This window comes from Promicromonospora sp. NPDC057138 (genome assembly GCF_042670845.1).
Taxonomy (GTDB): domain Bacteria; phylum Actinomycetota; class Actinomycetes; order Actinomycetales; family Cellulomonadaceae; genus Promicromonospora.
Genome location: NZ_JBHUUX010000060.1, coordinates 15,928 through 35,417, shown reverse-complemented (window position 1 = coordinate 35,417; position 19,490 = coordinate 15,928). Strand labels below are relative to the sequence as shown.

The 19,490-nt window shown below is 72.0% G+C and carries 17 protein-coding genes; 5 read left to right on the top strand and 12 right to left on the bottom strand.

The window, feature by feature from the left end; genetic code table 11:
• Nucleotides 1-71: 71 nt before the first annotated feature.
• Entirely contained in the window at nucleotides 72-4,067 is a 3,996-nt protein-coding gene (locus tag ACFT2C_RS23530; protein WP_377209507.1) for a S8 family serine peptidase, read from the bottom strand.
• A gap of 234 nt (nucleotides 4,068-4,301) precedes the next feature.
• Here ACFT2C_RS23530 and ACFT2C_RS23525 point away from each other — a divergent pair, with 234 nt between their 5' ends.
• A complete protein-coding gene (locus ACFT2C_RS23525; RefSeq protein WP_377209506.1) occupies nucleotides 4,302-4,712 on the top strand; it encodes a nitroreductase/quinone reductase family protein in 411 nt (136 codons plus the stop codon).
• A 106-nt stretch (nucleotides 4,713-4,818) separates the two neighbouring features.
• Here ACFT2C_RS23525 and ACFT2C_RS23520 read toward each other — a convergent pair whose 3' ends face one another.
• On the bottom strand, nucleotides 4,819-5,232 hold the full coding sequence (locus tag ACFT2C_RS23520) for a MerR family transcriptional regulator (RefSeq protein ID WP_377209505.1): 414 nt from the start codon (nucleotides 5,230-5,232) through the stop codon (nucleotides 4,819-4,821).
• Between the two features lie 51 nt (nucleotides 5,233-5,283).
• On the opposite strand from ACFT2C_RS23520, the gene ACFT2C_RS23515 reads away from it, so the two are divergent.
• Nucleotides 5,284-6,258, top strand: coding sequence for an MBL fold metallo-hydrolase (locus tag ACFT2C_RS23515; protein ID WP_377209504.1), 975 nt, complete (start codon nucleotides 5,284-5,286; stop codon nucleotides 6,256-6,258).
• Between the two features lie 35 nt (nucleotides 6,259-6,293).
• Here the strand turns inward: ACFT2C_RS23515 and ACFT2C_RS23510 are convergent, their stop codons facing one another.
• The 7 genes from ACFT2C_RS23510 to ACFT2C_RS23480 form a co-directional block, all read right to left on the bottom strand.
• Nucleotides 6,294-6,920, bottom strand: coding sequence for a TetR/AcrR family transcriptional regulator (locus ACFT2C_RS23510; protein WP_377209503.1), 627 nt, complete (start codon nucleotides 6,918-6,920; stop codon nucleotides 6,294-6,296).
• A gap of 114 nt (nucleotides 6,921-7,034) precedes the next feature.
• Entirely contained in the window at nucleotides 7,035-7,823 is a 789-nt protein-coding gene (locus ACFT2C_RS23505) for a strictosidine synthase (RefSeq protein WP_377209502.1), read from the bottom strand.
• Nucleotides 7,824-7,859: 36 nt separating this feature from the next.
• Nucleotides 7,860-8,726 (bottom strand): alpha/beta fold hydrolase, encoded by an 867-nt coding sequence (locus ACFT2C_RS23500; RefSeq protein ID WP_377209501.1) that lies wholly within the window; start codon nucleotides 8,724-8,726, stop codon nucleotides 7,860-7,862.
• 70 nt (nucleotides 8,727-8,796) lie between these two features.
• Nucleotides 8,797-9,792 carry an NADP-dependent oxidoreductase gene (locus ACFT2C_RS23495; protein WP_377209500.1) on the bottom strand — a complete coding sequence of 332 codons (996 nt, stop codon included), beginning with the start codon at nucleotides 9,790-9,792 and terminating at the stop codon, nucleotides 8,797-8,799.
• An 85-nt stretch (nucleotides 9,793-9,877) separates the two neighbouring features.
• A complete protein-coding gene (locus tag ACFT2C_RS23490; RefSeq protein ID WP_377209499.1) occupies nucleotides 9,878-10,729 on the bottom strand; it encodes an alpha/beta fold hydrolase in 852 nt (283 codons plus the stop codon).
• Between the two features lie 270 nt (nucleotides 10,730-10,999).
• Nucleotides 11,000-12,298, bottom strand: coding sequence for an MFS transporter (locus ACFT2C_RS23485; RefSeq protein WP_377209498.1), 1,299 nt, complete (start codon nucleotides 12,296-12,298; stop codon nucleotides 11,000-11,002).
• Between the two features lie 62 nt (nucleotides 12,299-12,360).
• Nucleotides 12,361-13,890 (bottom strand): FAD-dependent monooxygenase, encoded by a 1,530-nt coding sequence (locus tag ACFT2C_RS23480; protein ID WP_377209497.1) that lies wholly within the window; start codon nucleotides 13,888-13,890, stop codon nucleotides 12,361-12,363.
• Nucleotides 13,891-13,937: 47 nt separating this feature from the next.
• Between ACFT2C_RS23480 and ACFT2C_RS23475 the strand changes: the two genes are divergently transcribed.
• Nucleotides 13,938-14,591, top strand: coding sequence for a TetR/AcrR family transcriptional regulator (locus ACFT2C_RS23475; RefSeq protein ID WP_377209496.1), 654 nt, complete (start codon nucleotides 13,938-13,940; stop codon nucleotides 14,589-14,591).
• A gap of 14 nt (nucleotides 14,592-14,605) precedes the next feature.
• On the opposite strand, the gene ACFT2C_RS23470 is transcribed toward ACFT2C_RS23475, so the two are convergent.
• From ACFT2C_RS23470 to ACFT2C_RS23460, 3 genes are all read right to left on the bottom strand, one after another.
• Nucleotides 14,606-15,148, bottom strand: coding sequence for a hypothetical protein (locus ACFT2C_RS23470; protein WP_377209495.1), 543 nt, complete (start codon nucleotides 15,146-15,148; stop codon nucleotides 14,606-14,608).
• Nucleotides 15,145-15,996 carry a hypothetical protein gene (locus tag ACFT2C_RS23465; RefSeq protein ID WP_377209494.1) on the bottom strand — a complete coding sequence of 284 codons (852 nt, stop codon included), beginning with the start codon at nucleotides 15,994-15,996 and terminating at the stop codon, nucleotides 15,145-15,147. Before ACFT2C_RS23465 ends, ACFT2C_RS23470 begins: the two co-directional genes overlap by 4 nt.
• Nucleotides 15,997-16,159: 163 nt before the next feature.
• A complete protein-coding gene (locus ACFT2C_RS23460; RefSeq protein ID WP_377209493.1) occupies nucleotides 16,160-16,753 on the bottom strand; it encodes a helix-turn-helix domain-containing protein in 594 nt (197 codons plus the stop codon).
• 92 nt (nucleotides 16,754-16,845) lie between these two features.
• Here ACFT2C_RS23460 and ACFT2C_RS23455 point away from each other — a divergent pair, with 92 nt between their 5' ends.
• Nucleotides 16,846-17,841: an NAD(P)/FAD-dependent oxidoreductase gene (locus tag ACFT2C_RS23455; RefSeq protein WP_377209492.1), complete on the top strand. Its 996-nt coding sequence runs from the start codon at nucleotides 16,846-16,848 to the stop codon at nucleotides 17,839-17,841.
• On the top strand, nucleotides 17,838-19,385 hold the full coding sequence (locus tag ACFT2C_RS23450; RefSeq protein WP_377209491.1) for an MFS transporter: 1,548 nt from the start codon (nucleotides 17,838-17,840) through the stop codon (nucleotides 19,383-19,385). Before ACFT2C_RS23455 ends, ACFT2C_RS23450 begins: the two co-directional genes overlap by 4 nt.
• The last annotated feature ends 105 nt before the right edge of the window (nucleotides 19,386-19,490 follow it).

Genomic DNA, 19,490 nt, shown 5'->3' with positions numbered 1-19,490 from the left:
CACTCTCGGGCATGGTTCCGGTGCCGGAACCATGCCCGAGAGTGTTCTCGAAGCGGACTATGCGTTGCGGACTAGCCGCAGTGCTCGTTCAGCTCGAAGTTGTGCACCACCGTCTGGCCCTTGATGATGCGCGCGGACTTCATCTCCGGCGGGTACCCCGTCGCCGAGCTGAGCAGCATCAACCGGTTGTTGGACACGCCCATCCAGCGGGCGTAGCCGCCGTCGGGCCCGGTGACGAGCGTGACGTCGTACTCGGACCCGTCGATGACGACGAACGCGCCCTCGAGCGGGACCGTCTCGTCGTCACAGGTGGCTCCCGTGACGGTGCCGGCGATCTTGCCCCAACTTGCGGGCGGGGTCACCTTCAGCGACACCTGCACCTCCGGCTCGTCGTACGGCGTGCTGCCGTTGGCGACGACCGCCGAGGCGTAGGTACCCGGCTGGTCCACGCGGCTGCTGTCCATGTCGACGGCTACCTTCGCGGACGCGCCGGGAGCCAGCGTGAACGACGGCGGCTGGACGTCCAGCCACGGCACGTCGACAGTGGTCTCGCCGGTCACGTTGAGCACCGTGTGCATGTCGGGGAAGCCGAGCTCCTCGACGGTGGTGGGCTCGGGAGTGCCGCAGTCGTCCGAGGCAATGTACGACGGCGCGGTCTCCGGCTCGGCGTTGGACCCGATGAAGAGCCCGGGCTCCCCGACCACCTCGACCACGAGCGTGCTGCCCGCGGACGCCGTGCCGGTGACCGGCACGTCGACCATAGTGAGCTCCTGCGGCTCCAGGGTCGCATCTGCCGAGCCGAGCAGGGTCATGTTCGCGTACACGAAGTCCCCGTCGAGCTCGTACAGGTTGACCGTGACGTCGGTCGCCTCCGGAGCCATCTCGACACCGAAGGACACGTTGGTCACGGCGAACTCACCGCCGATGTCGAAGTCCTCCAGCGTGAAGGTCCGCAGCCACTTGGTCGGGCCGGCCCCGCAGGCCACCGAGTTGCCGGCCGTGATGTCCTGCGACGAGGAGTGGGTGATGGTGGTCCCCTCCGCGAGCAGCGACGGCGGGGCCGACGGCGTCACCGTCTTGCCGGGCTTCCCGTTCCGGACCAGGCGGTCGTCGCCCTTCGCGGCGGTGCCCTTCCCGGTAGTGGCCTTGCCCGACGACGGCGCCGTGCTCACCTCGGTCACGTCACCGGTAGCGCCCTTGATGACGCCGGCGCTGGCTGCCGACCCGAGGATCTCGAAGTCGGACGATGCCGGGGCCACCTCCACGTTCGCCGGCGCCGTGCCCTCGTTCTTCACGGTGAACGTGCCCGACTTGCTGCCGCCCAGCAGCACCGTCCGCGACAGGTCCTCGGGCGTGACGGTCAGCAGCGGGGCCGCGAGCTTCACGCCCTTCCGGACGACGGCGTCGGCGACGACGTTCACCGTTGCCTTCTTGGCCGTGTAGTCCTTGGCCGCATAACGGATCTGCCGCGCACCGACCTTCGGCGAGAACAGCGAGTAGTACCCGCGGCCCACCGCGGGGTTCTCCGGGTCGAACGTCTTCGTGCTCTGCTTGCCGGCAGTCAGCGTGGCGCCGTTGACGCCGTCACCGGTGTTGAGGTCCCGGACGAACCCGGCCACGAGGCCGCCGTCGACCGGCAGGCACTGGCCGACGGAGACGTTGTCGACCTGCCAGTAGATGGCCCACGCGGCGTCGCCGTAGTGGAACCGGACCCGCACGTCGGGCGCACCGCCGGCGCCCGGGAGGGCGACGACCGCGCGCCCCTCGGCGTCGGAGTTCTGGTGCAGCGCGGTCTCCCAGGTCTCGCCCCCGTCGACGCTGAAGTCGATGTCGGCGAAGTCACCCAGCGCGATGTAGCTCTGGTCGAACGTCAGGAGCGGCGCCTCGACGTCGCTCAGGTCGAAGGCCGGCGACGTGAGCGTCGTGTCCTGCGTCCCCTCCGGGCCGTAGGCGTCGCTGTTCACCTCGGCGAACAGGCCCTCGCCGCCGGTCTGGTTGCCCGCGCCGAAGTCGTCGTCGAACGTCCAGACCTGCTCGGTGCCCGCCAGGTCCTCGACGGTCCAGCCGTCGGGTACCTCGCCAGACTCGAACTCCTCGACCCCTGTGCCCGCCCCGGTCAGGGCGTAGCCGGGCGCCGTGCACTCGGCGAGCGCGGGCGTCGCGACGTCGGCCGACGCCGGCTCCGTGCCGACCTCGACGTCCTGCGTGAGCGTCCCGTACCCCGTCACGGCCGGCTCGACGACCAGCGTGTGCGTGGCCGACTGCGGCAGCTCGAACGAGTACTCCCCCGTGAACGGGTCGGTCCACGCCGCGACGCTGCTCGGTGCGCCCTGCACGGTGACCTTGGCGTCGAGCGGCCAGCCGTGCCCGGAGCCGTCGGTGACGGTGCCGCTCACGGTGGTGGTCGGCGCGGCCTCCAGGGCGAGGTCCAGCGTCGTGGTCTCGCCCTCGACGACGTCGACGTGCGCCGTCGCGTCCAGGAACCCGAAGGCGGTGGCGCTCAGCTCGTACGAGCCCTCCTCCAGGCCCAGGCGGAAGGCGCCCTCCACGTCGGTGGTGTCGGAGCGCTCGCCGGCGGTGACGCGCACCCCGGCGACGGGCTCGCCGTCCGGCCCCGTGACGGTGCCCGCCACGAAGCCGTAGCCGTCGATCGGCGCGTTGCTGATCAGCGCCTGCACGTCGAGCTTGCCCTCGCCCCACACGTTGTTGTCGGCGGGGGTGCCGCCGCAGGTGTCGTCGGCGACGTCGGCGGAGGTCTGGTCCAGGAGCTGCTTGGTGGCCTCGATGTCGCCCACCAGGACCGGCGCCGCGCTCCACAGGAGCGCGACCGCGCCCGCGAGGTGCGGTGACGCCATGGACGTGCCGCTGAACTCGGCGTAGTCACCGCCGGGTACTGAAGACCGCACGTTCTCGCCGGGGGCGGCCAGGTTCGGCTTGGTCTCGCCGTCGGCTCCCGGTCCGCGCGAGGAGAACTCGGCGATGTCGCCGGACTCCCCGAAGGCGCCGGCCGCGTAGGTCGCGACGTTGGCCCCGGGGGACGACGTCGACTGGCAGCCCGCGTCGCCCGCGTTGCCCGCCGCCCACGCGCCGAAGATGCCCGCCGCCTCCCAGGCGGCGATCTCCTCGGACATGAAGTCGTCGATGGCGCCGGGCGCCTGCTGGCCCCAGGAGTTGTTCACGATCTGCGGGCGCTGGGACGGGTCGGGGTCGGACCCGTCGGTCCGCGTCGGCGCGAGGATCCACTGCCCGGAGGCGAGCAGATCGGCGTCGGAGCAGGTGGCGCATCCGTTGGCCGTGATCCAGTCGGCATCGGGTGCGACACCGACCTGGTTGCCCTCGCCGTCGTCGCCCACCATGGTGCCCATGGTGTGCGTGCCGTGGGCGTCGCCGTCGCAGGGCGCCCCGTCACAGGAGCCGCTGGCGTCGAACCAGTTGTAGTCGTTGCTGAGCCCTTCGTCGCCCAGGTAGCCGCGGTAGTGCTTCAGCAGGGCCGGGTGCTCGACGTCGACGCCGGAGTCGATGCTGGCCACGGTGATGCCGTCGCCGGTGTACCCCATGTCCCACACCGCGGGGGCGCCGATGGCGTCGAGGCCCCACTCAGTGGCGAGCGGGGCGTCCTTCGTCGGCGCCTTGCGCTCGACCGGCTCGATGCGCTGGGCCGCGAACCGCTCGTGGACCTGCTTCACCTCGCGGCTGGCGGCGACCTGCTTCGCCAGCTTCGCCGAACCGTCCTCGACGAGGATCGCGTTGCTGATCCAGTAGGACTCGTAGTCGACGCCGGCGGCCTCGAGGTCTGCGACGACGTCCGCCTGCGACGTCTTCGCCGTGCTGGTCAGGGCGTCGTAGACGAACTGGCCGCGCTCGCCCCAGTCGGCGATGTCGGTGGCCGGCTCCAGGTCCGGCGTGTCAGCGAACCGGATCCAGAAGTCCGCGGTCTTCTTGGTGTCGAGCCGGGTCTGCACGCCGGGCGTGATCTTGTCCGCCGCCCGGTCGGGGACGTCGGTGGTGACGGCGGGCCGAGGCCCGGTCGGCGTCAGCGGGCTCGCGAGCGCAGGGGTGACACTCACCGCTGACGCCAAAAAAGCGCCGACCGCTACGAGAGCGATCGGCGCGCGGCGGTGTGGCATGCGATTGTGCAATCTTGCCTCCGGGGTGCAAGCGCCCCGCGTGGGGGCGCAACCACTGGCCCACGAGCGTGTGCCAGGTCACACTCTGGGCGGCGTCGGGCGAAAAGGGCAACGAAAGTCGACTGGGCACCGGCATGAGGAATGCTGGACGCCGTCCGCGATGTTGGCCCCGGCATGGACTTCAACCAGCAGATCATCGACAACTTCCGCGCCCACGGCGGCGAGGTCAACGAGCCCATGCAGTTCGGCAAGAGGCTCGTGCTCGTGCACGTGCCCAAGAAGGACGGCACCATCCGGATCGCCCCCGTGGCCGCGATCCAGGACGACGGCGCCCGGTACGTCGTCGCCTCGGCCGGCGGCTCGCCGAAGAACCCCGCCTGGGTCTACGGCCTCCGCCGGGCCGAGCAGGTCGACGTCGAGGTCCCCGGGGACCCCGTCGAGACCGTGCGGGCCAAGGTCGAGGAGCTGACCGGCGACGAGCGCGACGCCATGTGGGAACGCTTCAAGGAGTTCTCGAGCGGCTTCGCCGAGTACGAGAAGACGGCGGAGGGCCGGGAGTTCCCGATCTTCCGCCTCGCGAACTGACCTTCCACGAGCGGCAAGCGGGCAGCTGGCCACCCGGGCACATCGAATGCCGCCACGCGTGCGTGGCGTGGCGGCATTCCGGAGCCGCGCCCGAGGCACCCAGCGGTCACCAGCGAGCAGCTCCGCCCGAGCCCGGGCGCGGACCGCTGTCCGCCGCGAAGGCCGAGCATTCCGGGCAGTCGTTGATCACGCTGTGGCGGCACGCGAGGAGGTGCCCGAGGAAGCGGTCGGTCGCCCGGAGCTGCCGCACCTCGTCCGCGATGCGGGACCGGTGGTCCTCGACGACGGCGCGCCTGGACGCGCTGTCCTCCGGGCCCAGCGCTCGGATCTGCGCGAGCGAGAAGCCGGCGCGCTGACAGCGCCGGATCACGAGCGCACGGCCGACCGCGTTCTCGTCGTAGACCCGCTGTCCGGTGGTCGACCGCCGCGGGACCAGCACGCCCACGTCCTCCCAGTGGCGGAGCACGTGGGTATCGACGCCGACGACGGCGGCCACCTCTCCGATGCGCAGACCGGTCATGCGAGCGCCCTCCTTGCCTTCAGGTCGACCTGAAGAAATAGCCTCGCACACATGCCTCGAACAACCCCGACCGCAGATGCTCCCGACCTCTCCTCCCGCACGCCACGACTGCCCGTCGTGGCCCGGTCGGTGGGCGCGGCCGCAGCGCTCCTCCTCGACGGAATCCGGCCTGACCGCCCCGATGAGGCCTTCCGGTCCTCCCTTCCGGACGCCGGGCTACCGGAGCCGTCCGCCGCCGTGACCTTGACCGCCTTCGCCCAGGTCGCCAGACCCGTGCCGACGTTCGCGATCGTCCGCGGCGTCCGGAAGCCGGCCCGGGTGCTGAGCTCGATGACCAGCTTTCTCGTGCGGCATCCGAGTGCGACGTTCCTGATCGATCCCGCGATCTGCGACGGCGTCCGGGACCGGGTGCTACCGCAGCTTCCGCAGCCGATGCGCGCCGTCGTCACGCCGCCCGCGGACGTGATCAGCGTGACCGGCTCACTCGACGACCTCGGCATCCCGCCAGAGGACATCGACTTCGCCCTGCCGACACACCTGCACTGGGACCATGTCGCGGGCCTGGTCGACCTGCCGCAGATACCGATCCGCACCAGCCGCGCCGAGTGGGAATGGGCGATGGGCACAGCGCGCGCTCCGCTCGGGGTGGTCCGCCGTCCGCTCGAGAACCGGGCCGTCACCCTGTACGAGCTGGACGGACCGCCGGTGCTCACCTTCGAACGGAGCCACGACCTCTTTGGCGACGGCTCCGTCGTACTCGTCGATATGGCGGGCCACACGCCCGGAAGCGTCGGCGTGCTCCTCCACCTCGGCGAGGGCGATTGGGCGCTGATGGCGGGCGACGCCGTCTGGCACCTGCTGCAGGTCGAGAAGGTCCGGCCCACGGCGTCCTTTCCCGGCCGGCTTACCGACGCCGACCGGGCGGGCGCGATGCGGACGCTGCGGCGGCTCGCGGCACTCGACGGTCGGATCGCCATCGTCCCGACGCACGATCCCGACGCTGCGGCGCGCTACCTGCGCCGATAGCCAGGCTGGCCGGCATCCCATGCCTCTGGCGTCATCTAGTCCGGCAGCAAGATCCGCACCTGGTCGCGGATCTCCCGGACGACGTCGTCGACCGGGCTGCCCGCGTTGAAGGACACCGACATGCTGACGAACATGATCGCGGAGACGATGCGTGCCCGCGCCGCGGCGTCCTGCGCGGTGATGCGCTCGTCGCGCTGCAGGACGGCGGCGATCGCCTCCTCGGTCTGCAGGCTCAGGCCGAGGGCCTCGCGGTGGTGAGGCTCCGCGGGGTCGCCGAACACCATCTCCCGCAGGTAGGTCCGCCCGTTGTCGACCTGCTTGCGGTTGCACTCCACGACCGGGCGGACGATCGCCATCACCGCGTCGAGCGGGTCGGTGACGCCCTCGGCGGCCTGCTTTCCCTCGACGAGGGCGTCGGCGTACGTGGAGTTCTGCACGAGCAGCAGGAGCTCGCCCTTGGTCTTGGCGTAGAGGAACAGCGTCCCCGCGCCGATGTCGGCCTTGTCGGCGATCTCCTGGGTGGTGACCTCGTCGACCCCGCGCTCGGCGAAGAGCTCAGTGGCGGCGGCCACGATGCGTTCGAGCTTCTGCTGCTTGTTCCGCTCGCGCCTGCTGGGCGGCTCGGCCGGCGACGTGGACGGCGACCGCGAGGTGAGTGGCATGGCTGCCCTCCTCCGTTGCTTGGGGGGTTGCTGGTGGGTTGGTTGCTGGGTGGGCTCGGACGCGCCGGGTCATTCTTCCACGCTGACCAGCAGCGCATCCGGCTCCCGACTGCGTCAGCGCTCGTAGTGCTCGAGCGCCTTGCCGTGCTTCACGTAGGTCAGCGCGTCGGTGGCCTCGTAGGCGTGGACGGCGGAGACGACCGGGGCCAGCTCGTCCGCGAGGCTCCGGACCTCGGGCCCGGCGAAGAAGGCCGCCCGCGCCGCCGGATCCGCGAAGCCCAGGATCAGGGACGCGTGGAACCGCTGGTCGGCGGGGTTGTCGTGGGCGACGTTCGGCGTGTCCCAGAGCTTCTCGTTCCAGGGCATGAAGACCTGGGTCCGCAGCTCCCGCAGCACGCCCGTGCCTGCGAGCGCGCGGGCGAGCTCGTTGACCTGCCGCCGGAAGTCGCGGGTGCGCACGCCGTCCCGTCGCCGGAGGTAGACCAGGGCCCAGGCGTCGGCGTTCTCGCCGGGCCCGGCGACGTCGTACCAGCGCGCCGAGCTCGGCGGGCCGGCGAAGAGCAGCGTCCGCCGGAAGACGTTGATCTCGTCCTGGTACGCCAGCCTGGTCTGCTTGCGGCCGAGCAGCGGCGACAGCACCGACTGGAACGTGACCTCGGCGAGCCCGTCGATCCGGCGCTCGGCCGGGATGGCGGTCTCGACGCCGCTGGTCGCGGGCCACAGCCCGGGGTTGTGCTCCGCCAGGTGGATCTGGCGGTACTCCTCGAGCCCCGGCGTCGCGGAGATGATCTTGGAGTGCGGGCCCTTCCAGTAGTCCATGCCCGTCTGCCGTGGCTGGTCGGTGCGCATCCACAGCGGGATCGATGAGACGAACGGCTTCTTCGTCGACCGTGCAGTAGTCATGATCTTGCCTTCGTCCGTTCGTTCAGTCGGGGGAGGTCAGGCGGCCAGGAACTCGGCGGCCAGGGGCGCGAACTTCTCGTGGTACTGGAAGATGCCGCCGTGCCCGGAGTCGGGGTACATGACCAGCTCCGAGCCCTTGATCCGGCGGTGCAGGTCCTCGGACAGGACCGAGGGCACCATCCGGTCGTTGTCGCCGTTGGCGATCAGGGTGGGCTGCGTGACCTTCGACAGGTCGGAGGGTGCCGAGCGCCCGTACTTCGCGATCGCCTTGAGCTGGGTCCGGAACCCCTTCAGCGCCATGTCCTGGTCCCGGTCGATGGTGCGCTCCTGCAGGCGCTGGACGAACGCCTTCGCGGCGGGCTTGCCGGTCGCGTTGCGGTTGAAGAAGAGGAACTCCTTCGGGTCCGACCGGGTCAGCGTCGCCCGGAGGATGTCCCAGTAGGTGGTGCCCACGACCTTGTCGATGTCCTTGCCGCCCCGGGGCCCGGTGCCGGTCAGGACCAGCTTGCGGACCAGCTCGGGGTGCTTGACCACGAGGTCCTGCGCGACCATGCCGCCCAGCGAGAAGGCGAAGACGTCGATCGTGTCGAAGCCGAGGGCCTTGATGAACGTGTAGGCGTCGTCGGCCATCATCTCGACGTCGTCGGGGACGCTGCCCGTGGAGGCGCCGACGCCGCGGTTGTCGAAGGTGACGACGTGGCGGTTCTGAGCGATGGCGTCGACGATCCGGGGGTCCCAGTTGTCCAGGGTCGCGGCCAGGTGCACGAAGAAGACGACGGGGATCCCGCCCTTCGGGCCCAGCTCCCGGTAGGCGTAGGTGACGCCGCCCGCGGTGACGGTGCGGGCCGGGGCCAGCGCGTACGAGGTGACGACGGGTTCGTTGGAGGTGCTGCTGGTGCTCATGGTGTTCTCCTGTTTCGGTTCTGCTCTTCGGGTCCTGCGAATGGTGAGAAAGGCTGGTGAGGAAGGCCGGTCAGGCCCTGGTGATGACTGCCTTGCCGCGGATGCCGCCCTTGCCGATCGACTGCGTGGCCTCCACGGTCTGGTCGAAGTCGAAGACCCGTCCGACGACGGGGCGCAGCACGCCCTTGTCGACGAGGGCGCTGATCTGGCGGAGCTGGTCGCCGCTGGCGTGCATGAAGAGGAACTCGTAGGTCACCCCGAGCTTCTTCGCCTGCCGGCGGATCTTGCTGCTGAGCGCGGCCATCGCGAGGCGCAGTACCGGGTTCAGGCCCTTCTCGCGAGCGAACGCGGCGTCGGGCGGCCCGACGATCCCGATCGCCTTGCCGCCGGGGCGCAGCACCCGGAGGGACTTCTCGAGGTTCTCCCCGCCGACGCTGTCCAGCACCAGGTCGTACCCGTCCAGGAGCTGTTCGAAGTCCTGGGTGCGGTAGTCGACGACGCTGTCGGCGCCGAGCTCCCGGACGAAGTCGGCGTTGCCGGCGCTGACCGTGGTCGCGACGGTGGCGCCGAGGTACTTGGCGAGCTGGATCGCTATGCTCCCGACGCCGCCGGCGCCGGCGTGGATCAGGACCCGCTGACCGGGTTGCACGTTGCCCCGCTCGACGAGCGCCTGCCACGCGGTCAGGGCGACCATCGGTAGCGAGCCCGCCTCCTCGAGCGTGACCGTCTCGGGCTTGAGCGCCAGGTCGGCCTCGTGCACCGCGATGCGCTCGGCGAAGGTCCCGATGCGGTCCGTGCGAGGCTGGGCGTACACCTGGTCGCCGAGCGTGAAGTCCCGCACCTTCGCGCCGACGCGGATCACCGTCCCGGCGACGTCGCTGCCCATGACCTGCGGCAGCTCGTACGGCAGGAACGACTTGAAGGCGCCCGACCGGATCTTCTCGTCGACGACGTTGAGCCCGGCGGCCTGGACCTGGACCAGCACGTCGTGCTCTCCGACGACGGGCTCGGGAACGTCCGCCTCCTGCAGCGGCTCCTTGTACTGGGTGATGACGAACGCACGCATTGTTGGCTTTCCTTCGTGGTCTGGTGGTGTTCTGGCGGGCTTGTTGAGATGGCTTGCTCTCGTGGCGGACGGCGGCCGCGACGGCCTAGCGGCGGAGGAAGTCGCGCGCGGCGTCGACGAACTCGCGGTGGTACTGGAAGACGGCGCCGTGCCCCGAGTCCGGATACACCGTGACCGTCGCGCCGGGAAACACCCGGGCCAGCTCGGCGGCGTTCGCGGGCGGCACCAGCCGGTCGCTGTCGCCGTGCACGATGAACACCTCGCCGACGGCGGACGACAGCTCCGCGGGAGTCTGCTGGCCCCAGCGGCTCAGCGCGGTGAGCTGCGCGCGGTAGGTCCCCGCGGTCACGGGCTTGTCGCGCCCGGTGGTGCGCTCCTTCAGCCGCGCGAGGTAGGCGCGAGCGGCGCGCTTCCCGGCGGCGGTGGAGGTGAAGAACAGCAGCGTCTTCGGGTCGTTGAGCGTGAGCCCGGCACGGAGCCCCGTGGTGATCGTGACGCGGGGCGCCGCGTCCAGGCCGGGCCCGCCCGCCGGCCCCGCGGCCGCGAGGACGAGCCGGTCGATCAGCCGCGGCGCCCGCTCGGCGACGGCCTGGGCGACCATCCCGCCGATCGCCAGCCCGAACATGTCCACGCGGTCGTGGCCGAGCGCCTGGATCAGGGCGAGGACGTCGTCCGCCATCTCGCCGATCGAGTCCCGGACGTGCCCGGTGGAGCCGCCGACGCCGCGGTAGTCGACGGCGATCACGTGGCGGTCCTGCGCCAGCCCGTCGATGACGAGCGGGTCCCAACCGTCGAGGTTCGCCCCCAGGTGCGTCAGGAGGACCAGCGGCAGGCCGGTCTGCGGGCCCAGCTCGCGGTAGGCGAACCGCGCGTCGCTCGCCGCGATCGTTCGCGTCGGCGCATCCACGTAGCTCTGTGTGGTTCCTTGCTGCGACATGTCGCTCTCCCGGAGATCTTCGCTCGCCCAGTCATATCTGAACTGACTCAATTTTGAGCGCACTCATTCTTATTGTCAAGGGGAGGTTCGGGGAGACGCCGGTCACTGTCCGGCCGGGACACACGCTCTACTTCGACGGCCCCTGCTCGGCGGGGTAGAGCGCGTGTCCGCCCGGACGCACGAATGCCGCCACCCCGTGTGGGGTGGCGGCATTCATGGACGTCGCCGCTCGGTCGAGGGGCGAGGCCCGCCCCGGCTACGAGGCCGTCGTCACGCTCCTTCGCCGCTGCGAGATAACGCCGCGGCCGTCGCCAGCCGCACGCCGTCGACCTCCGGCGTCACCCGCCGTCCGACGGCGAACGCCATCGCGGCGATCCCGGCGCAGCCGACCACCATCACGGCGATGAAGCCGCCGGCCCAGCCGCGCTCCAGCAGCAGTCCCGCGACGACAGGGCCGGCGATGGTGCCGCCCTGGAACGCGCCGGAGCTGATGGCGTTGTACCGGCCGCGCAGGTGTGCGGGCGCCATGTCGTTCGTCAGGGCGGGCAGGGCGGACTGCATGAGCGTCTCCCCCAGGCCGAAGAGCCCGTGGAACACCAGGACGATCACGACCGCCGCCGTTCCGCCGGGCACCAGTCCCGAGCCGCCGAGCAGCAGCCAGGCGGCCGCCCAGATCACGGCCATGAGCGCGAGCACGCGGGTGCGGCGTCGTCCGCTGGCCCGGTTCATCACCCAGAACTGCAGCGCGACGATGACCACCGTGTTGACCACGAACGCGAAGCCGACGGCCCGCGTGGAGACCTCGGCCACGAGGCGGGCGAAGGCGGGGAAGCCGCCCTCCATCTGCCCGTAGCCCACGAACGCCGCGACCAGCCCGAGCCCGGCGAGCCACAGCACCTCGGGGCGGCGCAGGATGGTGAGGTACCCCTCGGCGACGCCGCTGTCTTCGGGCCGGTCGACCCGCCCGTGCAGGTGCCGCAGCGGCCCCATGAGCACGGCGACGGGGAGCGCGAACGTGGCCGCGTTGACCAGGAACGCCATGACGAACGTGCCCGGTCGCTCGACGTCGACCACGAACCCGCCGACGACGCCGCCCACGCCGATGCCCAGGTTGAGCAGGGCGAAGTTCACGCCGTAGTACCGCTGGCGCAGGTCGCCGTCGACCACCGTGGCGACGAGCGCGTTGACCGACGGCCAGCCGACGCCGAGCTGCACGCCGAACAGGGCGAGCCCCAGCGCGGCGACCGCCGGGACCGTGGCGAAGGCGAGCACCACATACCCGGCGACCGCGAAGACGAGACCGGTGAGCATGACGCGCCGGGCGCCGTACCGGTCGACCAGGGCTCCGGCGGGGCCGGTGACCAGCATGCCGACGACGGCGATCAACCCCATGAGCGTCCCGGACAGGCCGAGCGAGAACCCGCGCACCTCGTGCAGGTAGATGATCGTGAACGGGAGCGTGAGGCCGCGGCCGAAGAACTGCACGACCACGGTGGACAGGAGCCAGCGGCCGTCGCGCGGGAGGTCCGACCAGAAAGCTAGTGCGCCGGAGCGCGGGGAGGATGTCACAGCCTGATCCTCACCCGCGCGGCGGCGGAGCGGCTAGCGGATATCGGACGGCGCGGTGCAGGTCAGGCCGTCGGCGCGCCCAGCCAAGTCGACAGCGCCTTGGCCAGCCCGGGAGCGTCGTCCCCGGCCCAGGCCACGACGCCGTCGGGCCGCACCAGCAGGCCCGCGAGGTCGCCGGCGTCGGGGCTCTGCGCCGTGACGACGGCCGCCCGGTCCTGATAGCCGGCCGCCACCTCGCGGAGGTCGGCGCGGCCGGCCAGGTCCAGCAGCAGCGCGCGGCCGTCGCGGAGGTGGTCGGCGATCCGGGTGCCGTCGTCGAGCACCAGGTCGGGGGCGCTGCGGCCCACCAGGTCATGGTCGCCGGGCAGGTCGTAGCGTTGCCAGACGCCGGAGATCTGCTTGACGACCTGCGTGGTTCCGTCGGTGGTGGCGAGCAGGTCGGTCACGATGGCGCGCGCCGCGCGCGAGGCCGCGTCGGTACGCATGAGCGCGACCTGGGCGCGGGTCCAGTCCAGCACCCAGGCGCCGATGGGGTGGCGCTCGGCGGTGTAGGTGTCGAGCAGACCGTCCGGGGCCCAGCCCTGGACGGTCGCGGCGAGCTTCCAGCCGAGGTTGAACGCGTCGCCGATGCCGAGGTTCAGGCCCTGGCCGCCGAACGGGGAGTGGACGTGCGCGGCGTCGCCGGCCAGCAGGACCCGGCCCGTGCGGTAGGCGGTGGCCTGGCGGGCGTTGTCGGTGAAACGGGTGGCGGTGCGGACCGCGGTGACCCGGACGTCGGTTCCGGAGACGTGGCGCAGGCTCGCCTCGAGCTCCGACGCCGTGATCGGCGCGTCGCGGTCGGCGGGCGGCCCGTCGAGCTCCACGGTCAGGATCCGCCCGGGGAACGGACCGTGCGCGTAGATGCCGGTGGGCGTGGTGGTCCAGCCGTGGCCGAGCTGCTCGGCGCCCTCCAGCTCCACGATCGCCTGGTGGCCGGTCACCTCCGGATCGGTGCCGGGGAAGTCGAATCCGGCGAGCTTGCGGACGGTGCTGCGCCCGCCGTCGCAGCCGACGAGCCAGCGCGCGCGCAGCGGGCCGGCGCCGGTCTCCGCGACGACGGCGTCGCCGTCGTCGGCCAGGCCGGTCAGTGCCGTACCGCGCCGGACCGTGACGCCGAGATCCTGGGCCCGCTCCGCCAGGATCGACTCGATGTCCTGCTGGCTGATCATCCCGATGTCGCCGGCAGGGCCACGGCCGGCGAACGCTGGGTCGGTCTCGTCGAAGTTCTCGGCCGAGAGCATGATCCCGGCGAAGTGGCCCGCAAACTTCGGCGGAGCCTTGGTCGGCCCGGTCCTGGGCGCCTGCCCGGCGAGGAACGACTTGAACTGCTCGAGATTGCGGTCCTGCGCGGCTACGAGCTGCGGCAGGAGGCCGCGGCGGTAGAGGGCCTCGGCGGTCGGGGTGTTGATGGACCCGGCCTTGATCGTCGGGTCGGGTTCGGCCAGGCGCTCCAGGACGAGCACTTCGGCGCCGTGCAGCCGGAGCTCACAGGCCAGGAGGAGGCCGACGGGACCGGCCCCGGCGACGATGACGTCGTACTCGATATCAACCATGTATTTCACTTTACTCGGTACAACAATGAGTCGGGTATAGTTGTGGTGTGAGTCACACGCCAGCGCCCAACCGCCGCGACGTCCGCAAGGCCCAGACCCGGCAGCGCATCTCCGACGTCGCCACCCAGCTCTTCGCCCGGCACGGGTTCGACCAGGTGACCGTCGGCCAGATCGCCGAGGCCGCCGACGTCTCCAAGGTGACGGTGTTCAACCACTTCCCGCGCAAGGAGGACATGCTGCTCGACCGCGCACCGGAGGCCGAGCAGCTCATCACCGACGCCATCGCCCACCGGGCCGAGAACCAGACCCCGTTGGCCTCCCTGCGCGACGCGCTGGTCGCGCGCGCGAGGACCGGACAGCCGCTGGGCGGCTTCGCCGATCGCTTCATCCCGTTCTGGCGGCTCATCGTGGGCTCGCCCGCGCTGCGCGACCGGGGCCGCGAGCTGTACCAGGACCTGGAGGGCGTGCTGGCGAGCAGCCTGGCCGAGGCGACCGGAGAACCCGAGCCGCATTCGGGCGCGCGCCTGACCGCCGCGCTGGCGCTGGCCGCCTACCGCACGGCGTTCCTCGCGACTGTCTCGCGGATGCTCGCCGGAGCGCCGGCCGATTCGGTGATCGACGACCACATCGCCATGGTCGAGCGCTACTTCGACGCGGTCGAGCGGGCGGTCGAGGGGGCGGCGGCACCGGCGGACAAGTAGCTGTCGGACGGGCGTCAGGCGTGGGCGAGCAGCTTCAGCGCGACCACGCCGACGGCGAGCACCGCGAGCAGGCCCAGCGCCAGGATGCGGGCCAGCCAGGGCAGCTTCGTGCGGCGGATGCCGAGCCACGCGATGAGCACGAGCGAGAGGATCAGCGCGCCGACGCCGACGCGGAGCGCGGCGGTCACCTCCCACCACCCGCGGCCCGCAGCCGCCAGGGCGAGCAGCGGGACGACGATGGTCAGCAGGGCGCCACGGCTCGTCGCCGTCATGGCGCGCACCTTGGCCCGGTCCGGAAACCCGCCGTGCGCGGCGAGGTGCGCGATGAACTCCGCGAGCCAGGCGGCCGCGACCGTCCCGACGGCGGTGATGGTCAGCGACGCAGCAGCGGCCCCGGCGCCGAGCCCGTGCGCATGGGTCAGCAGCGTGAGGATGACGGCGAGCGCGGCGAACGTGACGTAGACCCGCTCGCGGAGCTGCTCGGCGAAGTGCTCCCTCTCGTCTTCGCTGAGCGTGGAGAGGTCGGGTCGTTGGCGACGGCGCGGGGGCGTGCTCATGGGTTCATTGTTGCGGGCGCGGCGGGGGCGAGCGCCGCCGAGCGCCACGCCTCGGCCAGTGCCGCGACCGACGGCCACCGCTCCTCCCGGTTCGGCCGCATCGCTCGCGCTGCGACGTCGAACTGCGCGTCCGAGCCGGCCCACGCCTCGCGGGACTTCGTGGCGTCGTCGCCCAGGAACGTGTGTGCGAGCGCGCCGAGCGCGAAGACGTTCGTGACCTCGTCGATCGGCTCGCCGACCTGGTACTCCTCGGGCGACATGAACCGGGTCGAGCCCCACATGCGCCCCATTCGGTTGACCACCGGGCCTCGCTCGTAGAAGTCGAGGTCACACAGGGTGACGCGCCCGCTGTCGGCGTCGAGCATCACCGAACCGTCGTACAGGTCGATCGCCACCCAGCCCCGCGCCGCGGCGTGGACGTGGAAGTCGAGGACCTGCTGGACGGCGCCGGCCCGGGCCGGCAGCGGGATGGACCGGACGATGTGCGACAACTCGTACTGCCTGCCGAGCGGCGTCGAGTCGGTCCAGTCGAAGACGAGGGCATGCCCGGCGCCGACATCGATGGCATCGCGCAGCGTCACGAGGGTCGGGTGGGCGAGGGCCCGGTACACCTCGGCCGACCGGCGAAGGTTTGCGACCGCCGTCTCGACGGCGCCGTCGTACCGCGTCGTCGGCGCGCCCGCGTACTTGACGAACACCCTGCCCGCCGGGCCGTCGACGCCGAGGCAGAGGTTGCCCGAGTCCTGCTGGTCGAGCACGGCGAACACCGTGCCCCAGCGGGCGGTGAACGACAGGTCGTGCGGTGCGCGGAGCCGCACTGGCAGCCCGTCGAGCTCGGTGACGATCACGAACGGGAAGCCTAGCGACCGGTCAGGTCGCGGCTCCTGCCGCAGCCCAGCGATTCGGCCCAAAGAACCGGCGGTTTTTGGGCACAATCACGGGGCTGGCGCGCGACGTGACGCGACGCGCGCGTCGGGGCGCGACCCCACCCGCTCCCCCGCCCCCCGGGGGTCACGACTTCGCGCGCCCCACCTCCCCGGCGTCCTCCCCGCGGTGGTGCCCGCGGCGAGCGTCCCGGTCGAAGATGCCGACGATCTCGCACGGCCCGCCCTCCGCGCCGATGGCGTGGGGGAGCATCGTGGGGAACTCGGCCGCCTGGTTGGTCTCGATGCGGAAGCGCCGGTTGCCCAGGAGCAGGGTCGCAGTGCCGGAGATGACGACCAGCCACTCGCGGCCGGGGTGGGCGCGCATGCGCGCGGGGTTGTCGGGCACGGGGTTGGTCATCCGCTGCCGCACGACGGTCAGGCCCGGTTCCGCCTTGATGGGCCAGCGCATCATCCCGCGCTGAGCGTCGATCGTGGGGTTGGAGATGACGTCGTCCGTCGCGGTCTCCACGAGCTGATCCAGCGACGTGTCCAGCGCCCGGGCCAGCGTGACGAGCTGGTCCAGAGCCAGCCGCCGCTGGCCGTTCTCGATGCGGCTGAGCGTGGACTGGCTGACCCGGGCGCGGGTCGCCAGCTCCTCCAGCGACCAGCCCTGCGCCACGCGCAGGGCCCGGATGCGCTTGCGTACGAGGCTGTCCAGCTCGCCGGTTTCTTGCGTCATGAGCAAGAGCCTATGCCCACATTGCAAGGGGAGGTTAGCGTCGAGAGCGTCCGGCCCACGACCCGGGGCCGCGCCACGAAAGGGAACGAGACATGCCTGCAACCAGCTCCACGCCCACCGCCGAAGGCACCGACGCACCGCCGGACGGGACCGTCGACGCCGTCGTGATCGGCGGCGGCGCCGCCGGACTGAACGGCGCGCTGATGCTGGCCCGCTCCCGCCGCTCGGTGGTCGTGATCGACAGCGGCACCCCGCGCAACGCGCCTGCCGAGGGCGTGCACGGGCTGCTCGGCCTGGACGGCACTCCCCCGGCCGAGCTGCTGGAGCGGGGCCGCGCTGAGGTCCGCCGCTACGGCGGCACGGTGCTGTCCGGCGAGGTGATCAAGGCCGCCACGGCGGACCCGTCCGCCGACGGCGACCCGCACTTCACCGTCACCCTGGCCGACGGCGCCACCCTCCACGCCCGCCGGATCCTCGTCGCGACCGGCCTGCGCGACGTCCTGCCCGACGTCCCCGGCCTGGCCGACCACTGGGGTCGCAGCGTGGTGCACTGCCCGTACTGCCACGGGTGGGAGGTCCGCGACGAGCCGATCGGCATCGTCGCTGTCGGCCCGGCGTCCGTCCACCACGCGCTGCTGTTCCGCCAGCTCACCGACGACCTCGTCTACTTCACCCGCGGCACACAGCTCGACGACGACGCGCGGGCGCGCTTCGCGGCCCGCGGCATCCGCGTGGTCGACGCGTCCATCGACCGCGTGGTGGCGAACGACGGCGGCGGCGTCGCCGGCGTCCGGCTCGCGAACGGGCAGCTCGTGGCCCGGCGCGTCCTCGCCGTCGCGACCACCATGCTGGCGCGGACCGACGGGCTGGAGGACCTCGGGCTGCCGATGGCGGAACTGCCCCACGGCATGGGCCGCCACTTCGTGACCGGCGCGGCCGGGACGACCGAGGTGCCGGGCGTGTGGGTGGCCGGCAACGCCACCGACCCGTCAGCCCAGGTCGGGGCGTCCGCAGCGGCCGGGGCGCTGGCCGGCGCGCACATCAACGCGGACCTGGTCACCGCCGACACGACGGCGGCCCTGGCATGAGCGGGCCCGACGCCCGCCAGCTCCGCACCATCCTGATCGCCGTCTGCGTCGCGCTGATGGCCGTCATCGCCTCGGTGTCCGGGCTCAACGTCGCGCAGCCCGACCTCGCCGTCGCCTTCGACGCCTCGCAGAGCACGGTCCTGTGGATCATCAACATCTACACGCTCAGCCTGGCCGCGCTCCTGCTGCCGCTCGGCGCGGTCGGCGACCGGTTCGGCCGCAAGCCGATGCTCGTCGCGGGCCTGGCCGTGTTCGGTGTCGCGAGCGTGGCGGCCGGACTCGCGCCGTCGGCCGAGGTGATGCTCGCCGCCCGCCTGCTGGGCGGAGTGGGCGCCGCGATGATCATGCCCATCACCCTCGCCGTCATCACCTCGACCTTTCCCCCTCAGGAGCGGGGTCAGGCGATCGGCGTGTGGACCGGCGTGGCCGGCGGTGGCGGCATCATCGGCATGTTCCTCTCGGCCGCCCTGGTCGACCTGGTGACCTGGCGGTGGCTGTTCGTCCTGCCCGTCGTGCTCGTCGTCGTCGCGCTCGCGATGGCGCTGCGGGCGGTGCCCAACTCCCGCGAGACGTCGCCGCACGGCTTCGACACCGTCGGCGCGCTGACGTCGGTCGTCGCGGTTGTCGGCCTGATCTTCGTCCTCCAGGAGGGGCCCGAACGGGGCTGGACCGCCCCGCCGACCCTGGTCAGCCTGGCCGTCGGGCTCGCCGCCGCCGTCGGTTTCGTGGTGTGGGAGCTGCGCCGCCGGGACGGCGCGCTCCTGGACGTGCGTCTGTTCGGCGAGCGCTCGCTGGCCGGCGGCTCGGTCACGCTGCTGGTGGTGTTCGGGGTGCAGGCGGGCATCTTCGTGGTCCTCTTCCCGTTCTTCCAGGCCGTCCTCGGCTGGTCGGGACTGCTGTCCACGGTCGCGCTGATGCCCATGGCCGTGCTGATGATGGTGGCGTCCGGCCTCGCCCCGCGGCTGTCCCAGCGCGTCGGCCCCCGCGCGACCATGGCCACCGGCATCCTCCTGGCGGGCGCGGGTCTGGCGCTCATGGCGTCGGTCGTCTCGGTCGACGGCGGCTACCCGTCCGTCCTGCCCGGCATGCTCGCCATGGGTCTCGGCATGGGCCTGTCGATGACGCCGTCCACCGAGGCCATCACCGGCGCCCTCCCGCAGGCGCGCCAGGGCGTCGCGTCCGCGCTCAACGACGTCACCCGCGAATTCGGCACCGCGCTCGGCGTCGCACTGCTCGGCGCGCTCCTGTCGTCCGGCTACCGCAGCGCCATCGATTCGCGGCTCGATGGCGTTCCCGACGGCGCCGCCGACGCCGCGCGGCAGGGCGTCGCCAACGCGCTCGACGCCGCGACCGACACCGGCCCCCAGGCGCAGGCGGTGGTCCGGGCCGCCCAGGAGTCGTTCGTCGACGGCTGGCAGAACGCGATGTGGGCGGGGGTCGCCGTCATGGCCGCGCTGTTCGTCTACGTGCTGGTGCGCGGGCCGCGGCGTCCGGCGCCCACGCCGTCGGACGAGCCGGAGCTGGTCCGGGCGGCCACTGAGTAGCCCCGGACACAAGGAGGCCGGTGGGCTCCCGCAGCTGTCTGCGGGAGCCCACCGGCTCATTCACGGTCGGGCGGACGGCATCCGGTTGGACGACGTCGGGACGGG

Bases quoted from the DNA above. Each gene is read 5' to 3' on its own strand.
- ACFT2C_RS23525 (WP_377209506.1), top strand. From the start codon at position 4,302: ATGGACTTCAACCAGCAGATCATCGACAACTTCCGCGCCCACGGCGGC.
- ACFT2C_RS23520 (WP_377209505.1), bottom strand. From the start codon at position 5,232: ATGACCGGTCTGCGCATCGGAGAGGTGGCCGCCGTCGTCGGCGTCGAT.
- ACFT2C_RS23515 (WP_377209504.1), top strand. From the start codon at position 5,284: ATGCCTCGAACAACCCCGACCGCAGATGCTCCCGACCTCTCCTCCCGC.
- ACFT2C_RS23510 (WP_377209503.1), bottom strand. From the start codon at position 6,920: ATGCCACTCACCTCGCGGTCGCCGTCCACGTCGCCGGCCGAGCCGCCC.
- ACFT2C_RS23505 (WP_377209502.1), bottom strand. From the start codon at position 7,823: ATGACTACTGCACGGTCGACGAAGAAGCCGTTCGTCTCATCGATCCCG.
- ACFT2C_RS23500 (WP_377209501.1), bottom strand. From the start codon at position 8,726: ATGAGCACCAGCAGCACCTCCAACGAACCCGTCGTCACCTCGTACGCG.
- ACFT2C_RS23495 (WP_377209500.1), bottom strand. From the start codon at position 9,792: ATGCGTGCGTTCGTCATCACCCAGTACAAGGAGCCGCTGCAGGAGGCG.
- ACFT2C_RS23490 (WP_377209499.1), bottom strand. From the start codon at position 10,729: ATGTCGCAGCAAGGAACCACACAGAGCTACGTGGATGCGCCGACGCGA.
- ACFT2C_RS23480 (WP_377209497.1), bottom strand. From the start codon at position 13,890: ATGGTTGATATCGAGTACGACGTCATCGTCGCCGGGGCCGGTCCCGTC.
- ACFT2C_RS23470 (WP_377209495.1), bottom strand. From the start codon at position 15,148: ATGAGCACGCCCCCGCGCCGTCGCCAACGACCCGACCTCTCCACGCTC.
- ACFT2C_RS23460 (WP_377209493.1), bottom strand. From the start codon at position 16,753: ATGACGCAAGAAACCGGCGAGCTGGACAGCCTCGTACGCAAGCGCATC.
- ACFT2C_RS23455 (WP_377209492.1), top strand. From the start codon at position 16,846: ATGCCTGCAACCAGCTCCACGCCCACCGCCGAAGGCACCGACGCACCG.
- ACFT2C_RS23450 (WP_377209491.1), top strand. From the start codon at position 17,838: ATGAGCGGGCCCGACGCCCGCCAGCTCCGCACCATCCTGATCGCCGTC.